We start from the raw sequence: 17076 nt of genomic DNA, 5'->3' as shown, positions 1-17076 counted from the left end.
TGAGCGGGAAAATCAGTCGGCAACGGGCCGGTGAGGGTGCGGCAGCCGGCGCGGGTGCGGCTGGCCGGCCGCCTCGCGGGCGCAGTAATCGGCAAATACCTGGGGCAGCAGGGCCGCCACCTGCTGCTTGCGCTGGTCCATATAGGCCCGGCAAAGAGCCTCCCGCCAGTCGTGGCTGGCCCGGATGGGCGTGGGGTGGCGCAGGTGCTTCAGTTCCTCGTAGGCCTCGCTGGCCAGCTCGGTCAGACGGTCGGTTTCGGGGGCGCGGTACTCACAGGCCCGCATAAAGTGCAGCAGCTCCTGGCTTTCGAAGCGCTTAAACAAGGTTTCGGTCAGCGCCAGGTCACGGGCATCAAGGCGGGGCAGCGGCGGAGTAGCGGGCGGCGGCGCGGGGACCGACAAGGCGGCGGGGGCCGGGTCTTGCTGGGCAGCAGCATCCCCGGCCTCGGCGGCAGCCTGCGCGGCAGCCATTTCCGGGTACTTGTCCCGCAGGTATTTTGGGGCGCGGCGCGGGCCGGGGCCGCGCACGTCGGGCAGGCTCACGTAGAAGTTTGTGCCCCGGTGCTGGTCGTAGTAGGCATACCAGGCCGGGTACGGGCACACCAGGCCCGACATGATACCGAAGAACCCGCCCATTTCGTCTTCCTCGCCGGTTTCTTCGGCCCGCAGCCAGCGCCGGAAGCCGTCGTACTTCTGCCAGTTGTGCCCGCTGAAGTCGCCCCGAAAGATGCCGGAATCCGTGCAGTCGTCGCTGGTCAGGTAAGCCAGGTACAGGTCCAGCTCATCGGCCTCGACGGGCGGCACCAGCCGGCACTGTTGAATGTCGTCGCCCCAGTCATCCAGGTCGGCCTCGACGGCGATGCCCGGCAGTTCCACGCGGCCGGCGCGCCACTCGCAGTGCAGGTTAAACAGCTTTTTCTGCTGAATCTGCCACAGCCGGGCGTAGGCTTCGTCCAGCAGGTTCAGCTGCTCGGCACGCTCCACGCCCAGCCAGAACGTACCCAGGTCGGCCCACTGGCTACGCTCCCGCACGTAGTTGCTATGAAACAACGAGCCGTCGCCGTAGAATGGCTGCAGCCACTCCTTGATGGCCGGGTCGGTACGCAGCCAGGTTTCCGTTTCTTCTACAAATTGAGCTTTGCGCAGCTCTTCGGCGGCGCGCTGCTCGTGCTCATTGGCGGAATGTGTGCCCATATCTAACCAGTAGCAGTGAAATGTGGCCCAAGCTACGGATTTTGGCTGATTTTTCGTTCGCCGGAAATTGATAAAGCGCTGTCGGCAGCGCTATTTATCGTATGCGGGCTGGGCTTACCGCCGGCCCCGCGCCCCCCAGCCCGCCAATGGCCGAATAAAATCCCTAGCTTTCGCCCCCATGACCTTCTTCGCCGTCCGCAATTACTACGCGCTTCCTCTGCTGGCCCTGGCCGCCTGCACCACCCGCCCGCCGGCCGCCACCCGCCTCGTGGCCAACCCCGCCACCCCGCAGCTCGTGTCCCGGCAGTTTGCCTTCACCGAAGGCCCGGCCGTGGACCGGGCCGGCAACGTCTTCTTCACCGACCAGCCGAACGACAAAATCTGGAAGTACGACACCAGCGGCCAGTTCAGCGTGTTTCTGGATAAGGCCGGCCGTGCAAACGGCACCTATTTCGACAAGCAGGGCAACCTCTTGGCCTGCGCCGATGCCGAAGGCCAGCTCTGGTCCATCGCGCCGGATAAGCAGGTGACCGTGCTGCTGCGCGACCTCGGCGGCCACCAGTTTAATGGCCCCAACGACCTGTGGGTGCAGCCCCAAACCGGCGCCATCTACTTCACTGACCCTTATTACCAGCGCCCGTACTGGACGCGCAGCGCCCCCGACCCCGCCATCGGTGGTCAGAAGGTGTATTACCTGCCCCAGGGTGCCAGCCAGCCCGTGGTGGTGGACGACCAGCTCAGGCAGCCTAACGGCATCATCGGCACGCCCGACGGGCGCACACTGTACGTGGCCGACATCGAGGCCGGCCGCACCTACCGCTACCAGATTGAGGCCGACGGCAAGCTGAGCGGGCGGCAGCTGTTCGTGGGGCAGGGCTCCGATGGCATGACCATTGACGCGCAGGGCAACGTGTACCTCACCGGCAACGGCGTGACGGTGTACAGCCCGGCGGGCCAGAAAATCCAGCAGATTGACGTGCCCGAGAAGTGGACCGCCAACGTGTGCTTTGGCGGCAAAGACCGGAAAATGCTATTTATAACGGCCTCGGAAGCGGTGTACGTGCTGCCAATGCAAGTGCGGGGCGTGAATTAGTACCGTCTTCATGAAGCAAAGGGCCGCGGGTGCTTACATTTGGTTTCCACCTCCGCTAAGCCCTTCATTTCTTGCCACACTCCTACGCTTCTGCTGCCCGCCGCCTGCTCGGCGGCATGGCTTTTAGTCTGCTGGGCCTGGGTCACGTCATCGCCCAACAGCCGCAAGCCGCTCCCGCACTACTCCGCGACGAAGCGACCGGCGACTCGCCCCTGGCCGCCGCCCTCACGCACGCCCGGCCCCTGGTGCTGGACCTGAACGCAGCCCGCGCCACGCTGGCTACCGCCCCGGCCGAGGGCCAGGCCAGCGCGGACCCTTTGGTGCTCAGCCTGCCCCTGCCCGACGGCCGCAACGCCCGCTTCGCCCTGCGCGCAACCGCCGTGATGGCGCCCGCCCTGGCGGCGAAGTTTCCAGAGATAAAAACCTACGCCGGCTACGGTCTCGACGATGCCACGGCCACGGTGCGGCTGGACGTGACCCCGGCCGGGTTTCACGCGCAAATCCTCTCGCCCACCACGGGCACCATCTACATCGACCCCGCCCGGCGCGGCGATACCCGGCACTACCTCAGCTTTTCTAAGCGCGATATGCGCCGGACGGGCGGCCCGGAAGTCATCTGCGCTTTCAGGCCCGACAAGGCCGATTTGGCGAAGATGGCCCGACAGCGGCAAACGCAACTGGGCCACGGCGGCGGGCCGCTGGCCATCAGCAGCGGCAGCTTGCTGCGCACCTACCGGCTGGCGGTAGCGGCCACGGGCGAGTATGCGGCCTTTCACGGCGGCACGGTGGCGCTGACGCAGGCGGCCATCGTGACCAGCGTGAACCGCGTGGTGGGCGTGTATGAAAAGGAGCTGGCCGTGCGCCTGGTGCTGGTGTCCAACAACGACCAGCTCATTTACCTCAACGGCAACACCGACCCCTACACCAACAACGACGGTGGCGACATGCTGGGCGAAAACCAGACCAACGTAGACGCCATTATCGGGCCGGCTAATTATGATATCGGCCACGTATTCAGCACCGGCGGCGGCGGGGTGGCGGGCTACGCCGTGGTGTGCGGCCCCGACAAAGCCAGCGGCGTGACCGGCAGCAGCTCGCCGGTGGGCGACTCGTTCGACATCGACTACGTGGCCCACGAGATGGGCCACCAGTTCAGCGGCAGCCACCCCTTCAACGGCGACGACGGCGCCTGCGCCGGCAACCGCAGCGGCGACCGCGCCTGGGAGCCCGGCTCGGGCACCAGCATTATGGCCTACGCCGGCATCTGCGGCGCGACGAATGACATCGCGCCGCACTCCGACGCCCAGTTTCACGTGGGGAATTACGAGGAGATGCGCGCTTTCATCGTGACCACCACCTGCGCCGTGACCACGCCCACCGCCAACACGCCGCCGCTGGTAAGCGCCCCCGCCAGCGGCCTGGTGCTACCCATCAACACACCTTTCAAGCTGACGGCTACCGGCGTCGATGCCGAAGGCGACTCGCTCACCTACAGTTGGGAAGAGCTGGACCTGGGCACCCAGGGCTCGCCCACGGCCACCCAGGTGGCGGGCGACAACGTGCCGCTGTTCCGCTCCTTCGTGCCGCAGCGCTCGGCCACGCGCTACTTCCCGCAGCTGCCCGACGTGGTGAACAACACCCGCACCCTGGGCGAGCGGCTGCCCATGGTCACGCGCCAGCTGACCTTCAAATGCACCGCCCGCGACGAGCACCGCGGCCCGGCCGGCTCCATCGGCGGCGTGATGAGCAGCGACTCGGTGAAGCTGCGCGTGACCAGTGCCGCCGGCCCCTTTGTGGTGACGAGCCCCAACACGGCCCTGAACTGGCCCGGCGGCAGCACCCAAACCGTTACCTGGGCGGTGGCCGGCACCACCGCCAACGGCGTGAACTGCGCCCGCGTGAACATCCGCCTCAGCACCGACGGCGGCTACAACTACCCCACCGCGCTGGCCCTGAGCGTACCCAATAGCGGCACGGCTACCGTCACTTTGCCCAGCGTGAATACTACCACGGCCCGCCTGCTGGTGGAAGCCGCCGACAACTACTTCTTCGACATCTCCGACCAGAACTTCACCATCAGCAGCCCCAGCGTGTGCACGCCGCCCGTCATGCTGCTAACGAGTAACATCACCAACACGGGGGCCACGGTGAATTTCGTGCCCGCTGCCGGCGCCACCCGCTACGTGCTGAACACCACCCCTGCCACTACTACCCAGACCGTAACGGCTTCGCCCATCGCCCTGACGGGCCTGCAGCCCGGCACCAGCTACGCCCTCAGCCTCGTGGCCGACTGCGGCGGCGGCAGCACCTCGGTAGCGGCTACGGGTTCCTTCACCACCACCGCACCCCCGCTGTGCAGCGGCCCTTCGGAGCTGGCCGTGAGCAACCTTACCCAGACCTCGGCCACGCTGAATTTTGTGGGCTCGGCCTCGGCCAGCAGCTACGTGGTGACGACGGTGCCCGCCTCAACCACCCAGACCGTAACGGCCGGGCCGGTGAATCTGACGGGCCTGCAACCCGGCACCACCTACGTGGTGCGCGTGACGGGCAATTGCGCGGCCGGCGCCACTTCGGCGGCCGCTACCCTTAGCTTCCGCACCGTGGCTCCGCCGCCCGTCAACGACCTTTGTGCCAATGCCCTGCCGCTGACCTGCGGCGTGCGCGTGAATGGCACCACGGAAAGCGTTACCGACACCGGCGACCCCGCCACCTTCTGCAGCACCAGCGTGGACGGCGGCGGCGTGTTCTACACCATCGTCGGCAATGGCGGGGTACTCACCATCAGCACCTGCGGCGCTACCGACTATGATTCCAAGCTCCTGGTGTACCAGGGCAGCTGCGGCGGCCCCTATACCTGCGTGGATGGCAACGATGATGACCCCAGCTGCGGGGTTAGCTCAACCGTTTCTTTCCCCAGCACCAACGGCGTGACGTATCTGGTGTTTGTGTCGGGCTACAATGGCTCGACGGGCAATTTTGAGCTATTGGCTACCTGCGCCGCTCCTTCGGCTACGGCTGCGGCGGCCCGCCCGGCCTTCCAGGTGTGGCCTAACCCGGTGGGCGACGGGACGGCATTCCGGGTGACGCTGCCCGTGCCGGTGGCAGCAGCTACCGCTACGCTTGGCAACGTGCTGGGCCAGCAGTTGCGGCAACTGCTATTTGCCGGCAGCAGCGCGGAGCTAAGCACCGCCGGTTTGGCTGCCGGCACCTACCTGCTCACGGTGCAGGTGGCCGGGCAAGCCCCCGCCGTGCGCCGAGTGGTAGTAAAATAACAGCTTTTACTATTTTGACTGCCAAAGCAGGAGCCGCCGCAGCTCCGGTTTTGGCCTCAAGGCCGAGGTAGTGCCCCCCCCCGGAACCCGTGAGAATAGCCGCCCCAGTAACCGGCGCCATTTTTGCTTACCTTCGACTTTCTCACCAATCCTCTTACGCCTTGAAAAACGCTTACTTAGCCACTGCAAAATTCCTGATTGCCGCCGGCATAACCCTGGTTTCGCTGACGCCGGCGCTGGCTCAGCACCACCCAGCAGCCCTGCTCCGGGATGCCCGGATTCCGGCCTCGCCCTTACAAGCCGCCCTGACCCACGCCCGGCCCTTGAGCCTGGACCTGGCCGACGCCCGCGCGGTGCTGGCCACCGCCCCGCCGGAGAGCCAGCCGGGCACCGCCCCGCTGGTGCTCAGCCTGCCCCTGCCCGACGGCCGTAGCGCCCGCTTCGCCCTGCGCGAAACCGCCGTGATGGCCCCGGCCCTGGCCGCCCGCTACCCCGACATCAAAACCTACGCTGGCCGGGGCCTCGACGACGCCACGGCCACCCTGCGCCTCGACCTGACGCCCCACGGGCTGCACGCCCAGGTGCTGTCGGCCGCTACGGGCACCGTGTATATCGACCCCGCCCAACGCGGCGACACCCGCCACTACCTCAGCTTTTTTGCCCGCGATGCACGGCCCGAGGCCTGGCCCAGCGTGGCTTGCCACGAACCCCTGACCGGGGTCAAGGCCGGAGCCGGGCCTTCGGCGCCAGCCGCTGCGGCGCCGGCTGGGGGTGGTGGCCCGGCCGCCCTCGGCAGCGGGGGCGTGGTGCGCACATACCGACTGGCAGTGGCGGCCACCGGCGAATACACGCAGTTTCACGGCGGAACGGTGCCGCTGGGACTGGCCGCCATCGTGACGAGCGTCAACCGCATCAGCGGCGTATTTGAAACGGAGCTGGCCGTGCGCTTTATGCTAGTGGCCAATAATGACCGGCTGGTTTTTACCAATCCCGCCACCGACCCCTACACGGACGGCAACACGGTGCTCATGGTGGCAGAAAACCAGACGACTACTGACAACCTCATTGGCTCGGCCAACTACGACTCAGGGCACGTATTTGGCGGCCGGAATGGGGGCGGGCTCGGCTACTTGCGCTCGGTGTGTCAGGCCGGTGCCAAGGCAAATGGTGCCACCTGCCTGACAGACCCCATCGGCGACTTTTTCAGCGTGAAGTACGTGTGCCACGAGATGGGGCACCAGTTTGGCGCGGGCCACATTTTCAACAGCAACAACCTGCCTAGCTGCGGCGGCAACCACAGCCCCCTGACTGCCTGGGAGCCGGGGTCCGGCACCAGTCTTATGTCGTACAGTGGCCTGTGCGGCAGCGACAACTTACAAAGTTTTTCAGATGCCTTTTTCAACGTGGGCAACTACGAGCAGATGCGTAATTTCATTGGCGGCACCAGTTGCGCAACCGTAGCAGCCACCGGTAACACGCCGCCCGTGGTCAGCATTCCGGCCGGCGGCCTGACGCTGCCCATCAATACGCCTTTCAAGCTAACGGCCAGCGGCCTGGACCTGGAGAACGACGCCCTGACCTACAGCTGGGAAGAGCAGGACTTGGGCACGCCCGCCGCCCTCACTGACCCCCAGGTAGCCAACGTAAACCGGCCGCTGTTTCGCTCGCTGCCCCCCGGCACTTCGTCCACGCGCTACTTCCCCGCCCTCGGCCGCATCGTAACCGGTACTTTTGATTTAGCCGAGCAGCTGCCGCTGGTGACGCGCCAGCTGACCTTTAAATGCACGGCCCGCGACCTGCACGCGGGCCCGGCCGGGGTCGTTGGCGGCATCACGAGTAGCGACTCGCTGAAGCTGCGCGTGACCAGCGCCGCCGGCCCCTTCCGCGTCACGGCCCCCAACACCAGCCTGACCTGGACCGGCGGTAGCTCCCGCACCGTTACCTGGGCGGTGGCCGGCACCACTGCCAACGGCGTGAACTGCGCCCGCGTGAACATCCGCCTCAGCACCGACGGCGGCTATACCTACCCTACTATTCTGGCATTGAGTGTGCCCAACAACGGCACAGCCGCTGTAACAATACCCACCGTGAACACCAGCCAGGCTCGCATCATGGTGGAAGCCGCCGACAACTACTTTTTCGACATTTCGGACAACGACTTTACTATCAGCAGCCCGGCTCCGTGTGCGCCGGTGGCTGGCCTGACGGTGAACACCATTACCAACACCAGCGCCCGCGTACAGTTTACGCCCAGCCCGGGAGCCACCCAGTACGTGGTGACTACTACGCCCGCCAGCACCAGCCAGACCGTGAGCGCCGCACCCGTGACCCTGACCGGGCTGACGCCCGGCACGGCCTACACGGTGCAGGTGCAAAGCAGCTGCGGCAGCGGCAGCTCAGTGGCCGCCACAACCAGCTTTACGACGACGGCACCGCCCCTGTGCCTGACTCCTTCCGAAGTTACCGTTTCTGACCGCACGACGACTTCGGCGACCGTCAACTTTGTGGGCGTAGCCGGAGCCACAAGCTACACCGTCCGCACGGTGCCCGCCACCACCACCCAAACCCTAACGGCCTCCCCGGCCCTGCTCACGGGCCTGCTGCCCGGCACCAGCTACACGGTGTACGTGACGAGCACCTGCGCTGCCGGCGCGGTTTCAGCCCCCACTGCTGTCGCCTTCCGCACGCTCTACCCCACTCCGGCCAATGACTTGTGCGCGAATGCCCTGCCCCTGACCTGCGGCGTCCGCGTGACGGGCAACACCGAAAATTCCACCGCCACCGGCGACCCAACCGCCTTCTGCGATGTGAGCGTGGACGGCGGCGGTGTATTCTACGCCCTGCGCACGGCGGGCGGCGCGGTCAACATCACGATGTGTGATGCAGTCACCACCTACGACTCCAAGCTGTTTGTGTACCAGGGGCCGTGCGGCGGGCCTTACACCTGCGTGGTGGGCAACGACGATACCCGGGCCAACGGCTGCAGCCAGCCGGCCTCGGTTAATTTCAATGCCGTAGCAGGAGCAACGTATCTGGTATTCGTGTCGGGCTATGGCAGCGAAACGGGCAGCTTTGCACTGCTGGCTACCTGCGCGCCGCTGGCTACGGCGCCGGCGGCAAGCCCTGCGTTCACCGTCGCTCCCAACCCGGTAGGTGCCGGCACCGCCTTGCGCGTCACGCTGGCCGCCCCGGCGGCCGCCGCCACCCTCACGCTGCATAATATGCTGGGCCAACGCCTGGCCCGGCAGAGCTTCGCGGGTCGCCACGGTGAGCTGGATACGCAGGCTCTGGCCGCGGGCACCTACCTGCTGACGGTGCAGGTAGCCGGGCAGGCCCCGGTCGTGCGCCGGGTGGTGGTCGAATAAGCTATTACCCGCCAATAGCTATTGGTTATCACCCGGGCTACTCCGCAACAGCCAGTACCCCAGCGTGCCCGCCAGCAGCGAAGTCAGCAGAATAGCCAGTTTGGCCACCGCCTCGCCCGCCGAGTGCTCGCCCAGCGCCAGCAATGTCACAAACAGCGACATGGTGAACCCGATGCCGCCCAGCACGCCCGCACCCCACAGCTGCCGCCAGCTCACGCCCGGCGGCAGCGTGGCCCAGCCCAGCCGCACCACCACCCAGCTCAAACCCACGATGCCCAGTGGCTTGCCCAGCAGCAGGCCCGCCGCTATGCCCAGCGCCAGCGGGGAGTTCAACTCCCGAAATACGCCGCCATCGAGCTGCAGGCTGGTATTAGCAAAGGCGAACAGCGGCACAATGCCAAACGCCACCAGCGAGTGCAGCCGCTCCTCCAGCTTCTGCGCCGGCGAGCTGATGGCCGCCGACAATTCCTCCAGCTCTTCGCTGATGGTGCGCGGGTCGGCATCGGCGCCGTGCACCTCGTGCGTCAGCAGCCGTAAGCGTGTATCAATCAAATCCAGCAGCGCCGGCCGGCTGTGCGGCGTGCGCGATGGAATAGCCACCGCCAGCAGCACCCCGGCCAGCGTGGCATGAATCCCCGATTCGAGCATGAAATACCACAGCACTAGTCCCAGCGGCAGGTACAGCACCAGGCTGCGCGCTCCCAGCCAGTTCAATGCCAACAGCACGGCCCAGGTACCTAGCGCCAGGTAGAGGTAGTCCAGATGCAGCTCCTGGGTGTAAAACCCGGCAATAACCAGCACCGCCCCCAAATCATCGACAATGGCCAGCGCCGTCAGAAATACCTTGAGCCCCAGCGGTACCCGCGGCCCCAGCAGCTGCAGCACCGCCAGCGCAAAGGCAATGTCGGTGGCCATCGGGATGCCCCAGCCGTCGGCTGTGGCCGTGCCGTGGTTAAACAGCGCATAGAGCAGCGCTGGCAGCACCATGCCGCCCAGCGCCCCCGCCACCGGCAGCGCCGCCTGCCGCAGGCTCGACAGCTCGCCTTCCAGCACCTCCCGCTTGATTTCCAGACCCACGATGAGGAAAAACACGGTCATCAGCCCGTCGTTTATCCAATGCAGCAGGCTTTCGTCCAGCACCACGCTGCCCAGCGCAATGCGCAGGTGCTCATTCCACACCGCCGGGAAGTAGCGCGCCGGCCCCCAGCTGGTGTTGGCCAGCAGCAGGGCCAGCGCTGCACTCGCCAGCAGCACGATGCCGCCCGCCGCCTCGCGCCGGAAAAACTCGGCGAAGGGCCGGATGAGCGGACGAATGAGGGCAGGAACGGACATAATCAGTGAAAGCCACAAGCCGCCGGAGGTACGCTCCGGCGGCTTGTTTTGATTGAAACAACTGCGCAGTTGGGGTACTACCCCAGCTTTTTATACCGCACGCGCTTCGGCTCCACGTCGCCGAGGCGCTTCTTCTTGGCCTCCTCGTAATCGGTGAAATTGCCCTCGAACCACACCACCTCCGAGTCGCCCTCGAAGGCCAGGATGTGCGTCGCCAGCCGGTCCAGGAACCAGCGGTCGTGGCTGATGATAACGGCGCAGCCGGCGAAGTTCTCCAGCGCGTCCTCCAGCGCCCGGATGGCATTTACGTCCAGGTCGTTGGTGGGCTCATCGAGCAGCAGCAGGTTGGCGCCCTGCTTGAGCGTCATGGCCAGGTGGACGCGGTTTTTCTCCCCACCGCTCAGCATCGCCACCTTCTTCTCCTGGTCGCCGCCGCCGAAGTTGAACTTGCTCACGTAGGCCCGCGAGTTTACCGGGCGGCCGGCCAGCAGCATGGTTTCGGTGCCGCCCGTGATGGTTTCAAACACCGACTTATTAGGGTCCAGCGAGTCGTGCTGCTGGTCGATGTAGGCCGTCTGCACCGTCGGCCCCACTTCGAAGGTGCCCGCGTCGGGCTGCATCTGGTCGGTTATCATGCGGAAGAGCGTCGTCTTGCCCGCCCCGTTCGGCCCGATGATACCCACAATGCCACCCTGCGGCAGCGAGAAGCTCAGGTTTTCAAACAGCAGCTTGTCACCAAATGCCTTACGCAAGCCCTCGGCCTCAATCACCTGCGCGCCCAGGCGCGGGCCGTCGGGAATGAACAGCTCCAGCTTCTGCTCCTTGTCCTTGGCTTCCTCGCTGGCCAGCTTGTCGTAGTTGGCCAGGCGGGCCTTGCCCTTGCTCTGGCGGGCTTTGGGCGACATCCGTACCCACTCCAGCTCGCGCTGCAGCGTCTTCATGCGCTTGCTTTCGGTGTTTTCCTCCTGCGCCAGGCGGGTGGTTTTCTGGTCGAGCCAGCTGCTGTAGTTGCCCTTCCACGGAATGCCCGAGCCGCGGTCCAGCTCCAGAATCCAGCCCGCCACGTTGTCCAGGAAGTAACGGTCGTGGGTTACGGCAATCACGGTGCCTTTGTACTGCTGCAGGTACTGCTCCAGCCAGAGCACGCTTTCGGCGTCCAAGTGGTTGGTCGGTTCGTCGAGCAGCAGCACATCGGGCTCCTGTAGAAGCAGGCGGCACAGCGCCACCCGGCGCTTCTCGCCGCCCGAGAGGTTGCCGATGATGGCATCCTCCGGCGGGGTGCGCAGGGCGTCCATGGCGCGCTCCAGCTTGTTGTCGAGGTTCCAGGCGTCGAGCTGGTCGAGGCGCTCCTGCACAGTGCCCTGGCGCTCCAGCAGCTTGTCGAAGTCGGCATCCTCGGCCCCAAAGGCTTCGTTGATTTCATCGAACTCCTTGAGCAGCCGCACGGTTTCGGCCACGCCTTCCTCCACCACTTCGCGCACGGTTTTGGTGGGGTCGAGCTGCGGCTCCTGCTCCAGGTAGCCCACCGAGTAGCCCGGCGACCACACCACTTCGCCCTGAAACTGCTTGTCAACCCCGGCAATGATTTTCAGCAAACTCGACTTGCCCGAGCCGTTGAGGCCGAGCACGCCGATTTTGGCGCCGTAGAAAAACGAGAGGTAAATGTTTTTGAGAACTTGCTTCTGCGGCGGGTAAATCTTGCTTACCCCGGCCATGCTGAAGATAATCGTAGGCTGGTCCGACATGGAAAAAACGGGTGAAAGGGTGGCAGTGTTAGAGTAACAAAGCTACCTTGATTTAGGCGGCTGGCCGAATGAAGCAGGGTAAAAACTACTACGCTGAATGTAGCGAAGGACCTGCTCCCGCGCAGACAAGCCGGCTAGCCGCTGGCCGTTCAGCCCTAAGCAGGCTCTTCACGGCGCCCGGAATGACAGGAAAAGTGCAAACGATTTTCTAAAACGCCTCAACATTTTGCCACGTAGAGCTTACTCAGCGTCGATTGCCTTCGCCGCGCCGCTCGCTCATTCTGCTTTGCCAATCAGACATTTCACCGAAATACGGCACGCAACACTTGCGCACATTCGGCGCGCGGCCCTACCTTGCCCATTCGCCGGATTAATCAATCAGTCTGCAAAAAGCGGATTCCCTGATTTTTTCGCGTAAACTTGTAATTCCTTCCCGCACCACGCGCTACCCCCAACACACTTTCTGCCCTTCTATTCCCGAGTTTGATTTATGGAACCAACCGACCACTTGCTGGCTGAAGCTCGACGCTACGGCTACGTGGAAAACGATGGCGTTTGGCTGCGCCCGGTATTAGGCCAGGCGGCCCGCCAGATTGGTGTGGTGAAGAAGACGGCCGATGCCGCCCTCCTCTATTTCGCCCAACGTTTTGATACTCTTATGCGCGCCAAAGTCGAAGAGACGCTGGCGAATATGGCCACTGCCGAAAACGGCGGCTCCTTCCTGATGAAGGCCATCCACCTCAAGGAGCAGCTGCTGACTTTCGAAGGCCTCGGCGATTTCGCCGGCCTGCACCAGCGCATCTCCCAGGCCGAAGAAGGCTTGAGCGTCACCATCCAGCAAAACCGCGAGAAAAACCTCGCCGCCAAGCAAGACTTCATTGCCCAGGCCGAGGCCCTGCGCGACAGCGTGGAATGGGTGTCGGCCAGCGAAGTAGTGAAAGACCTGCGCCAGGGCTGGCTCAAAACCGGCCCCGTGAGCAAGGAGCTCAACGAGCAGCTGGAAACCCGCTTCCAGGCGGCTATCCAGGTGTTTTTCGACCGCCGCAAAGCCTTCCAGGCTGATAAAAAAGCTATGGCCGGCCGCACCATCATGCGGTACCGCGACCTTATCAACCAGGCCGAAAAGCTCAAGGAATCCACGCAGTTCGAGACGGCCTCCAAGCAGCTCAAGCTATTGCAACAGGCTTGGCGCGAAGTGAATGGCACCTTGCCCAAAAAGCAGGCCGCCGAACTCTGGACGCGCTTCCGTGCCGCCAACAACTACTTCTTCGAGCGCCTCAAGGTCCACATCCAGACGCAGCAGGCCACCGGCGCTACCGCCAGCGGCGCCGCCGGCCCCGAGGAGCTGCTGGCCCGCAAGCGCCGCTTGGCCGAGCGCGCCGAGGCCCTGATGGAAGTGCCGCCCAACGAGGCCATCCAGCAGGCCAAAAACCTGCAGGCCGAGTGGAAACAGGTTGGCACCGTGCGCGGCGAGGAATCCGACCGTATCTGGCACCGCTTCATGGTGGCCTGCGACAAAGTATTCGAGCTCAGTGCCCTGGAATACTACTTGCGCAAGCTGCCCGGCGGCGAGCCCGCCGGCACGCCGGCCGAGCGCGCCCGCTTCCGGGCCGAAACCCTGCGCGAGCTGCTCAAAACCGACCACCAGGAGCTGGCCGTGGTGCAGGACAATCTCGACAAGCTCAGCTCCAGCCCGGCCAACGACTCGTTCCGGCAGATGCTGCAAACCAAAGTCCGCTCCTTCGAGCGGAAAATCCGCACCAAAAACGACCTCATTGTTATCTTTAGCCAGCAGGCCCAGGCCGGCAGCTAACTTTCGACGGCGGTTTACGTTGTCGCTTCCAAGCTTTTCCCACCCGGGGATTGTGCGCCAGAAACGCTTATCTTCGCCAACCTTTTTTTACCCGTTTACTATGTACTGGACTCTCGAACTCGCTTCCTACCTGGAAGATGCCCCCTGGCCCGCCACCAAAGACGAACTGATTGACTTCTCCATCCGCTCGGGGGCCCCCATGGAAGTGGTGGAAAACCTGCAAGCCCTGGAAGACGACGGCCAGCCCTACGAAAACATCGAGGAGGTTTGGCCCGACTATCCGACCAAAGAGGACTTCATGTTCAACGAGGACGAGTATTAAGGTTTTTTGGCGCTTGTCCGTCAGCGCATGGTGCTTAGTTAGCAGGCGTTAGCTTAAATAAGTAATGCACCAGGCACTAAGCACCAAGCACCAAGCACTAAACATTGAAAATCTGGTTGCGGGCTACCCAAATCGGGTATTGCTCCGCAACCTTTTTTTGTGCCTGCCCGGGCCGGCTTTCGTCGCCGTCCTAGGCCACAATGGCCAGGGTAAGACGACCCTATTCCGCGTCCTCACCGGCCAACTGCCCTACCAGGGTAGTATTCAGCTGGCCGGGCAGGAGCTGCGCACGCTACGCCGCCCCGCCAGCAGCGGCCACTTGGGCTACCTGCCGCAGCGCGGCGCCATCGACTTTTCCATCACCGTGCGCGAGTTGGTGCTGATGGGCCGCTACCGCCATCACAGCATGCTCAGCGCTTATGCGCCTGATGATTATGCACGTGCCGACGCCGCCTTGGTGGCCGTAGGCGCCCCGCACCTAGCCGCCCGCGACTTCACGCAGCTCTCCGGCGGCGAGCAGCAGCTGGTGTGGCTGGCCCAGCTCAGCCTGCACGATGCGGCCCTATACCTGCTCGACGAGCCCACCCAGCAGCTCGACGTGTACTACCGCCGCCGCGTGTTCGACCTCATCCACGGCTGGGTGCAGCGCGAGGGCAAAACCGTGCTCTGTAGCACGCATGACATTGACAGCTTGACGGAAACAACTGGCTTCCTCTTCAATCTGGCCGAGGATACGCCTACGCTTCGCCCCATTTCCGCCGCCAGCGTGCGCGAAGCCCGCGCCGTGCTAGAGGCGGCGCCCCGGCCGCCCGCGTAGCACCTGCCAGATGGAGCGCATGAACGGCCCGGCCGGCACTGAGTTCATAATTCGTAGGTTATCAACCCACGACGTGCGCTCATCCAGGAACCGGAAGATGCGCTCCACCGGGTTATTGGCAAAAAGCTGGGCGAAAATGTCCCGTGTAGTTTCGCCCCGCCGCTGCATGATATCCAGCAGCAATGTGTCGAATAGCCGGAATTGCCATTTATCCCCTGTCACATCCTCGGGCAGTTGGCCGGTAGCTGCCAGCGCCGCCGCCAGCCGCGCCGACTGCTGCTGAATGCGCTTAAACGCGTAGCCGGTGCTGGCCTTGGCCCGCCCGCCCCGCGTGCCGATGTTGACGATATTCGGCCCGGTTTGCGCCGGCAGCGGATGGTCAGTCATGGGAATGGCCCCGACTTCTTCGTCCGTAATCCGGTAATCCTGCAAGCCGAGCGTAGTGCTCAAATACTCCCGCAAAGCGGCTTCATACTCACTCTTTTCCAACGGCGCACCCGAGAACAAGGTGTATTCAACCAGCGCCTTGCGCCGCGAGAAAGGCAGCACGTAGATAAACCGCGCTTCCTGTTGCTGCTCACCCCGAAAGTCCATAAACTCCGCTACCTCGGGGTTGAAAACATCAATATCGGTTTCTACTTCCCAACCCACAAAGTGCTGCACCTGGTAGTGGTATTTATCCGGTCGCGGCTGGATGCGGGGCGGGCGGCTATCGAAGGCGTAGCGGGCCCGAAAATCCCCGGCGGTGCTGCGAGCAGTCACCCTGTCGCCTTCCTTCACCAACTCCGACACTACCCCACGTAGCACCCTAAACTGCTGCGGCCGGGCCGCCAGCGCGGCTTGTACAAACCGGTAGTAATCAACTCCCCGGATAGTCTTGTACCGGTAGCGCCCCAGGTCGAAAACGCGCTCGAAACCGGGGCTGCGGAAAGCAATTTGCCGCCACTCCCCCACTACAATGCCGTCAAACGGCGACGGCTCATCCGCCCAGAATGACCAGGTGCGGTCGTTCTGCGTCTTGGCTTCCGGCTCCAGCAGCAGCACCCGCTTGTCCGCCAGCCGCGGTTCCTGCGCCATGTGATACGCCAGACTCAGCCCCGCCGCGCCGCCACCGATAATCAGGTAATCGTATTCTTCCGCTGGTTGTTCGCTCACGCTCATTGCCACAAAATAAAGAAGCCGCTCCTTACGGAACGGCTCCTTTTGATTTTCAGCCGAAATAAAATCAATGAAATTACGGTTAATCCGCGAAAACCAGCGATTTTAGAAGTTCGGCGACAACGAATACTTGTGGTAGAAGTCGTCGATGATTTTCACCGCCTCGCTGGCGTCGTCCACGATTTGCACCAAGTTCAAATCCTCAGCCGAGATGTTGTGCTCCTCCTTCAGCATCACATTCTTAATCCAGTCGAGCATCCCGTTCCAGTAGGCCGAGCCGACCAGCACGATGGGGAAGCGCCCGATTTTCTTGGTCTGAATCAGCGTCAGGGCCTCAAATAGCTCGTCGAGCGTACCGAAGCCGCCGGGCATGCCCACAAAGGCCTGCGCGTACTTCACAAACATCACCTTGCGCACGAAGAAGTAGTCGAAGTCGATGCACTTGTCCTGGTCGATGTAGATGTTGTGCGTCTGCTCGAAAGGCAGCTCGATGTTCAAACCCACCGACTTACCGCCTTCGGCACGAGCACCCTTGTTGCCAGCTTCCATAATGCCGGGGCCGCCGCCCGTAATCACGCCGTAGCCGTGGCGCACCAGTTTGGCCGCAATTTCCTCGGCCATCTGGTAATACGGATTCTCAGGCTTAGTGCGGGCCGAACCAAAGATGCTCACGCAGGGGCCGATTTTAGAGAGCTTCTCGAAGCCTTCCACAAACTCGGCCATTATCTTGAAAATCTGCCAGCTGTCGGCAATACGGATTTCGTTCCAGTCCTTGTCCACGAACGACTGGCGCACGCGCTGCTCATCCTCAAGCGCGATGGTGCGCTCGCCGGTGGCCTGCTCGCGCATGTCGGAAATGGTGGTAAGCTTGTCGTCGTTGACGTTGGGTTGCTGGATGGTCTGACCGCTGCCCGCATTCAGAATTTCGTCGGCGAGCTTGGTTTTGCTGGTCTTTTTAAGTTTCG

11 protein-coding genes are annotated in these 17076 nt (G+C 63.8%); 6 read left to right on the top strand and 5 right to left on the bottom strand.

The genetic code is table 11. The annotated features are described in order from the left end of the window. Nucleotides 1–12 precede the first annotated feature (12 nt). The gene (locus tag Q5H93_RS00670) at nucleotides 13–1194 is read right to left on the bottom strand and encodes a hypothetical protein (RefSeq protein WP_305004539.1); all 1182 of its coding nucleotides are present in this window, start codon (nucleotides 1192–1194) and stop codon (nucleotides 13–15) included. 178 nt (nucleotides 1195–1372) lie between these two features. Between Q5H93_RS00670 and Q5H93_RS00665 the strand changes: the two genes are divergently transcribed. The 3 genes from Q5H93_RS00665 to Q5H93_RS00655 all read left to right on the top strand — a co-directional run bounded on the left by Q5H93_RS00665 (nucleotide 1373) and on the right by Q5H93_RS00655 (nucleotide 8924). Beyond that, nucleotides 1373–2287 carry an SMP-30/gluconolactonase/LRE family protein gene (locus Q5H93_RS00665; protein ID WP_305004538.1) on the top strand — a complete coding sequence of 305 codons (915 nt, stop codon included), beginning with the start codon at nucleotides 1373–1375 and terminating at the stop codon, nucleotides 2285–2287. A gap of 71 nt (nucleotides 2288–2358) precedes the next feature. Further along, a complete protein-coding gene (locus tag Q5H93_RS00660; protein ID WP_305004537.1) occupies nucleotides 2359–5559 on the top strand; it encodes a reprolysin-like metallopeptidase in 3201 nt (1066 codons plus the stop codon). Between the two features lie 161 nt (nucleotides 5560–5720). After that, nucleotides 5721–8924 (top strand): reprolysin-like metallopeptidase, encoded by a 3204-nt coding sequence (locus Q5H93_RS00655; protein ID WP_305004536.1) that lies wholly within the window; start codon nucleotides 5721–5723, stop codon nucleotides 8922–8924. 18 nt (nucleotides 8925–8942) lie between these two features. Here the strand turns inward: Q5H93_RS00655 and nhaA are convergent, their stop codons facing one another. Both nhaA and ettA read right to left on the bottom strand, forming a co-directional pair. Beyond that, complete coding sequence (gene nhaA, locus Q5H93_RS00650) at nucleotides 8943–10256, bottom strand: Na+/H+ antiporter NhaA (RefSeq protein ID WP_305004535.1); 1314 nt, start codon at nucleotides 10254–10256, stop codon at nucleotides 8943–8945. Between the two features lie 77 nt (nucleotides 10257–10333). After that, nucleotides 10334–12001 (bottom strand): energy-dependent translational throttle protein EttA, encoded by a 1668-nt coding sequence (gene ettA / locus Q5H93_RS00645; RefSeq protein ID WP_305004534.1) that lies wholly within the window; start codon nucleotides 11999–12001, stop codon nucleotides 10334–10336. A gap of 490 nt (nucleotides 12002–12491) precedes the next feature. On the opposite strand from ettA, the gene Q5H93_RS00640 reads away from it, so the two are divergent. The 3 genes from Q5H93_RS00640 (at nucleotide 12492) to Q5H93_RS00630 (ending at nucleotide 14953) form a co-directional block, all read left to right on the top strand. After that, nucleotides 12492–13814, top strand: coding sequence for a DUF349 domain-containing protein (locus Q5H93_RS00640; protein WP_305004533.1), 1323 nt, complete (start codon nucleotides 12492–12494; stop codon nucleotides 13812–13814). A 100-nt stretch (nucleotides 13815–13914) separates the two neighbouring features. After that, nucleotides 13915–14136, top strand: coding sequence for a DUF2795 domain-containing protein (locus Q5H93_RS00635; protein WP_035561220.1), 222 nt, complete (start codon nucleotides 13915–13917; stop codon nucleotides 14134–14136). 139 nt (nucleotides 14137–14275) lie between these two features. After that, nucleotides 14276–14953, top strand: coding sequence for an ABC transporter ATP-binding protein (locus Q5H93_RS00630; RefSeq protein ID WP_305004532.1), 678 nt, complete (start codon nucleotides 14276–14278; stop codon nucleotides 14951–14953). On the opposite strand, the gene Q5H93_RS00625 is transcribed toward Q5H93_RS00630, so the two are convergent. Both Q5H93_RS00625 and Q5H93_RS00620 read right to left on the bottom strand, forming a co-directional pair. Beyond that, the gene (locus Q5H93_RS00625; protein ID WP_305004531.1) at nucleotides 14924–16114 is read right to left on the bottom strand and encodes a lycopene cyclase family protein; all 1191 of its coding nucleotides are present in this window, start codon (nucleotides 16112–16114) and stop codon (nucleotides 14924–14926) included. The two genes, Q5H93_RS00630 and Q5H93_RS00625, sit on opposite strands and share 30 nt — an antisense overlap. Before the next feature lie 102 nt (nucleotides 16115–16216). Beyond that, nucleotides 16217–16960 carry an LOG family protein gene (locus Q5H93_RS00620; RefSeq protein WP_305004834.1) on the bottom strand — a complete coding sequence of 248 codons (744 nt, stop codon included), beginning with the start codon at nucleotides 16958–16960 and terminating at the stop codon, nucleotides 16217–16219. Between the last annotated feature and the right edge of the window lie 116 nt (nucleotides 16961–17076).

Origin of the sequence: Hymenobacter aranciens (assembly GCF_030580865.1) — a bacterium.
In the GTDB taxonomy this organism is placed as follows: domain Bacteria; phylum Bacteroidota; class Bacteroidia; order Cytophagales; family Hymenobacteraceae; genus Hymenobacter; species Hymenobacter aranciens.
This window is presented reverse-complemented; position numbering and strand designations above follow the sequence as displayed.

Bases quoted from the DNA above. Each gene is read 5' to 3' on its own strand.
- ettA (WP_305004534.1), bottom strand. From the start codon at position 12,001: ATGTCGGACCAGCCTACGATTATCTTCAGCATGGCCGGGGTAAGCAAG.
- Q5H93_RS00665 (WP_305004538.1), top strand. From the start codon at position 1,373: ATGACCTTCTTCGCCGTCCGCAATTACTACGCGCTTCCTCTGCTGGCC.
- Q5H93_RS00640 (WP_305004533.1), top strand. From the start codon at position 12,492: ATGGAACCAACCGACCACTTGCTGGCTGAAGCTCGACGCTACGGCTAC.
- Q5H93_RS00670 (WP_305004539.1), bottom strand. From the start codon at position 1,194: ATGGGCACACATTCCGCCAATGAGCACGAGCAGCGCGCCGCCGAAGAG.
- nhaA (WP_305004535.1), bottom strand. From the start codon at position 10,256: ATGTCCGTTCCTGCCCTCATTCGTCCGCTCATCCGGCCCTTCGCCGAG.
- Q5H93_RS00635 (WP_035561220.1), top strand. From the start codon at position 13,915: ATGTACTGGACTCTCGAACTCGCTTCCTACCTGGAAGATGCCCCCTGG.
- Q5H93_RS00620 (WP_305004834.1), bottom strand. From the start codon at position 16,960: ATGCGCGAGCAGGCCACCGGCGAGCGCACCATCGCGCTTGAGGATGAG.
- Q5H93_RS00625 (WP_305004531.1), bottom strand. From the start codon at position 16,114: ATGAGCGTGAGCGAACAACCAGCGGAAGAATACGATTACCTGATTATC.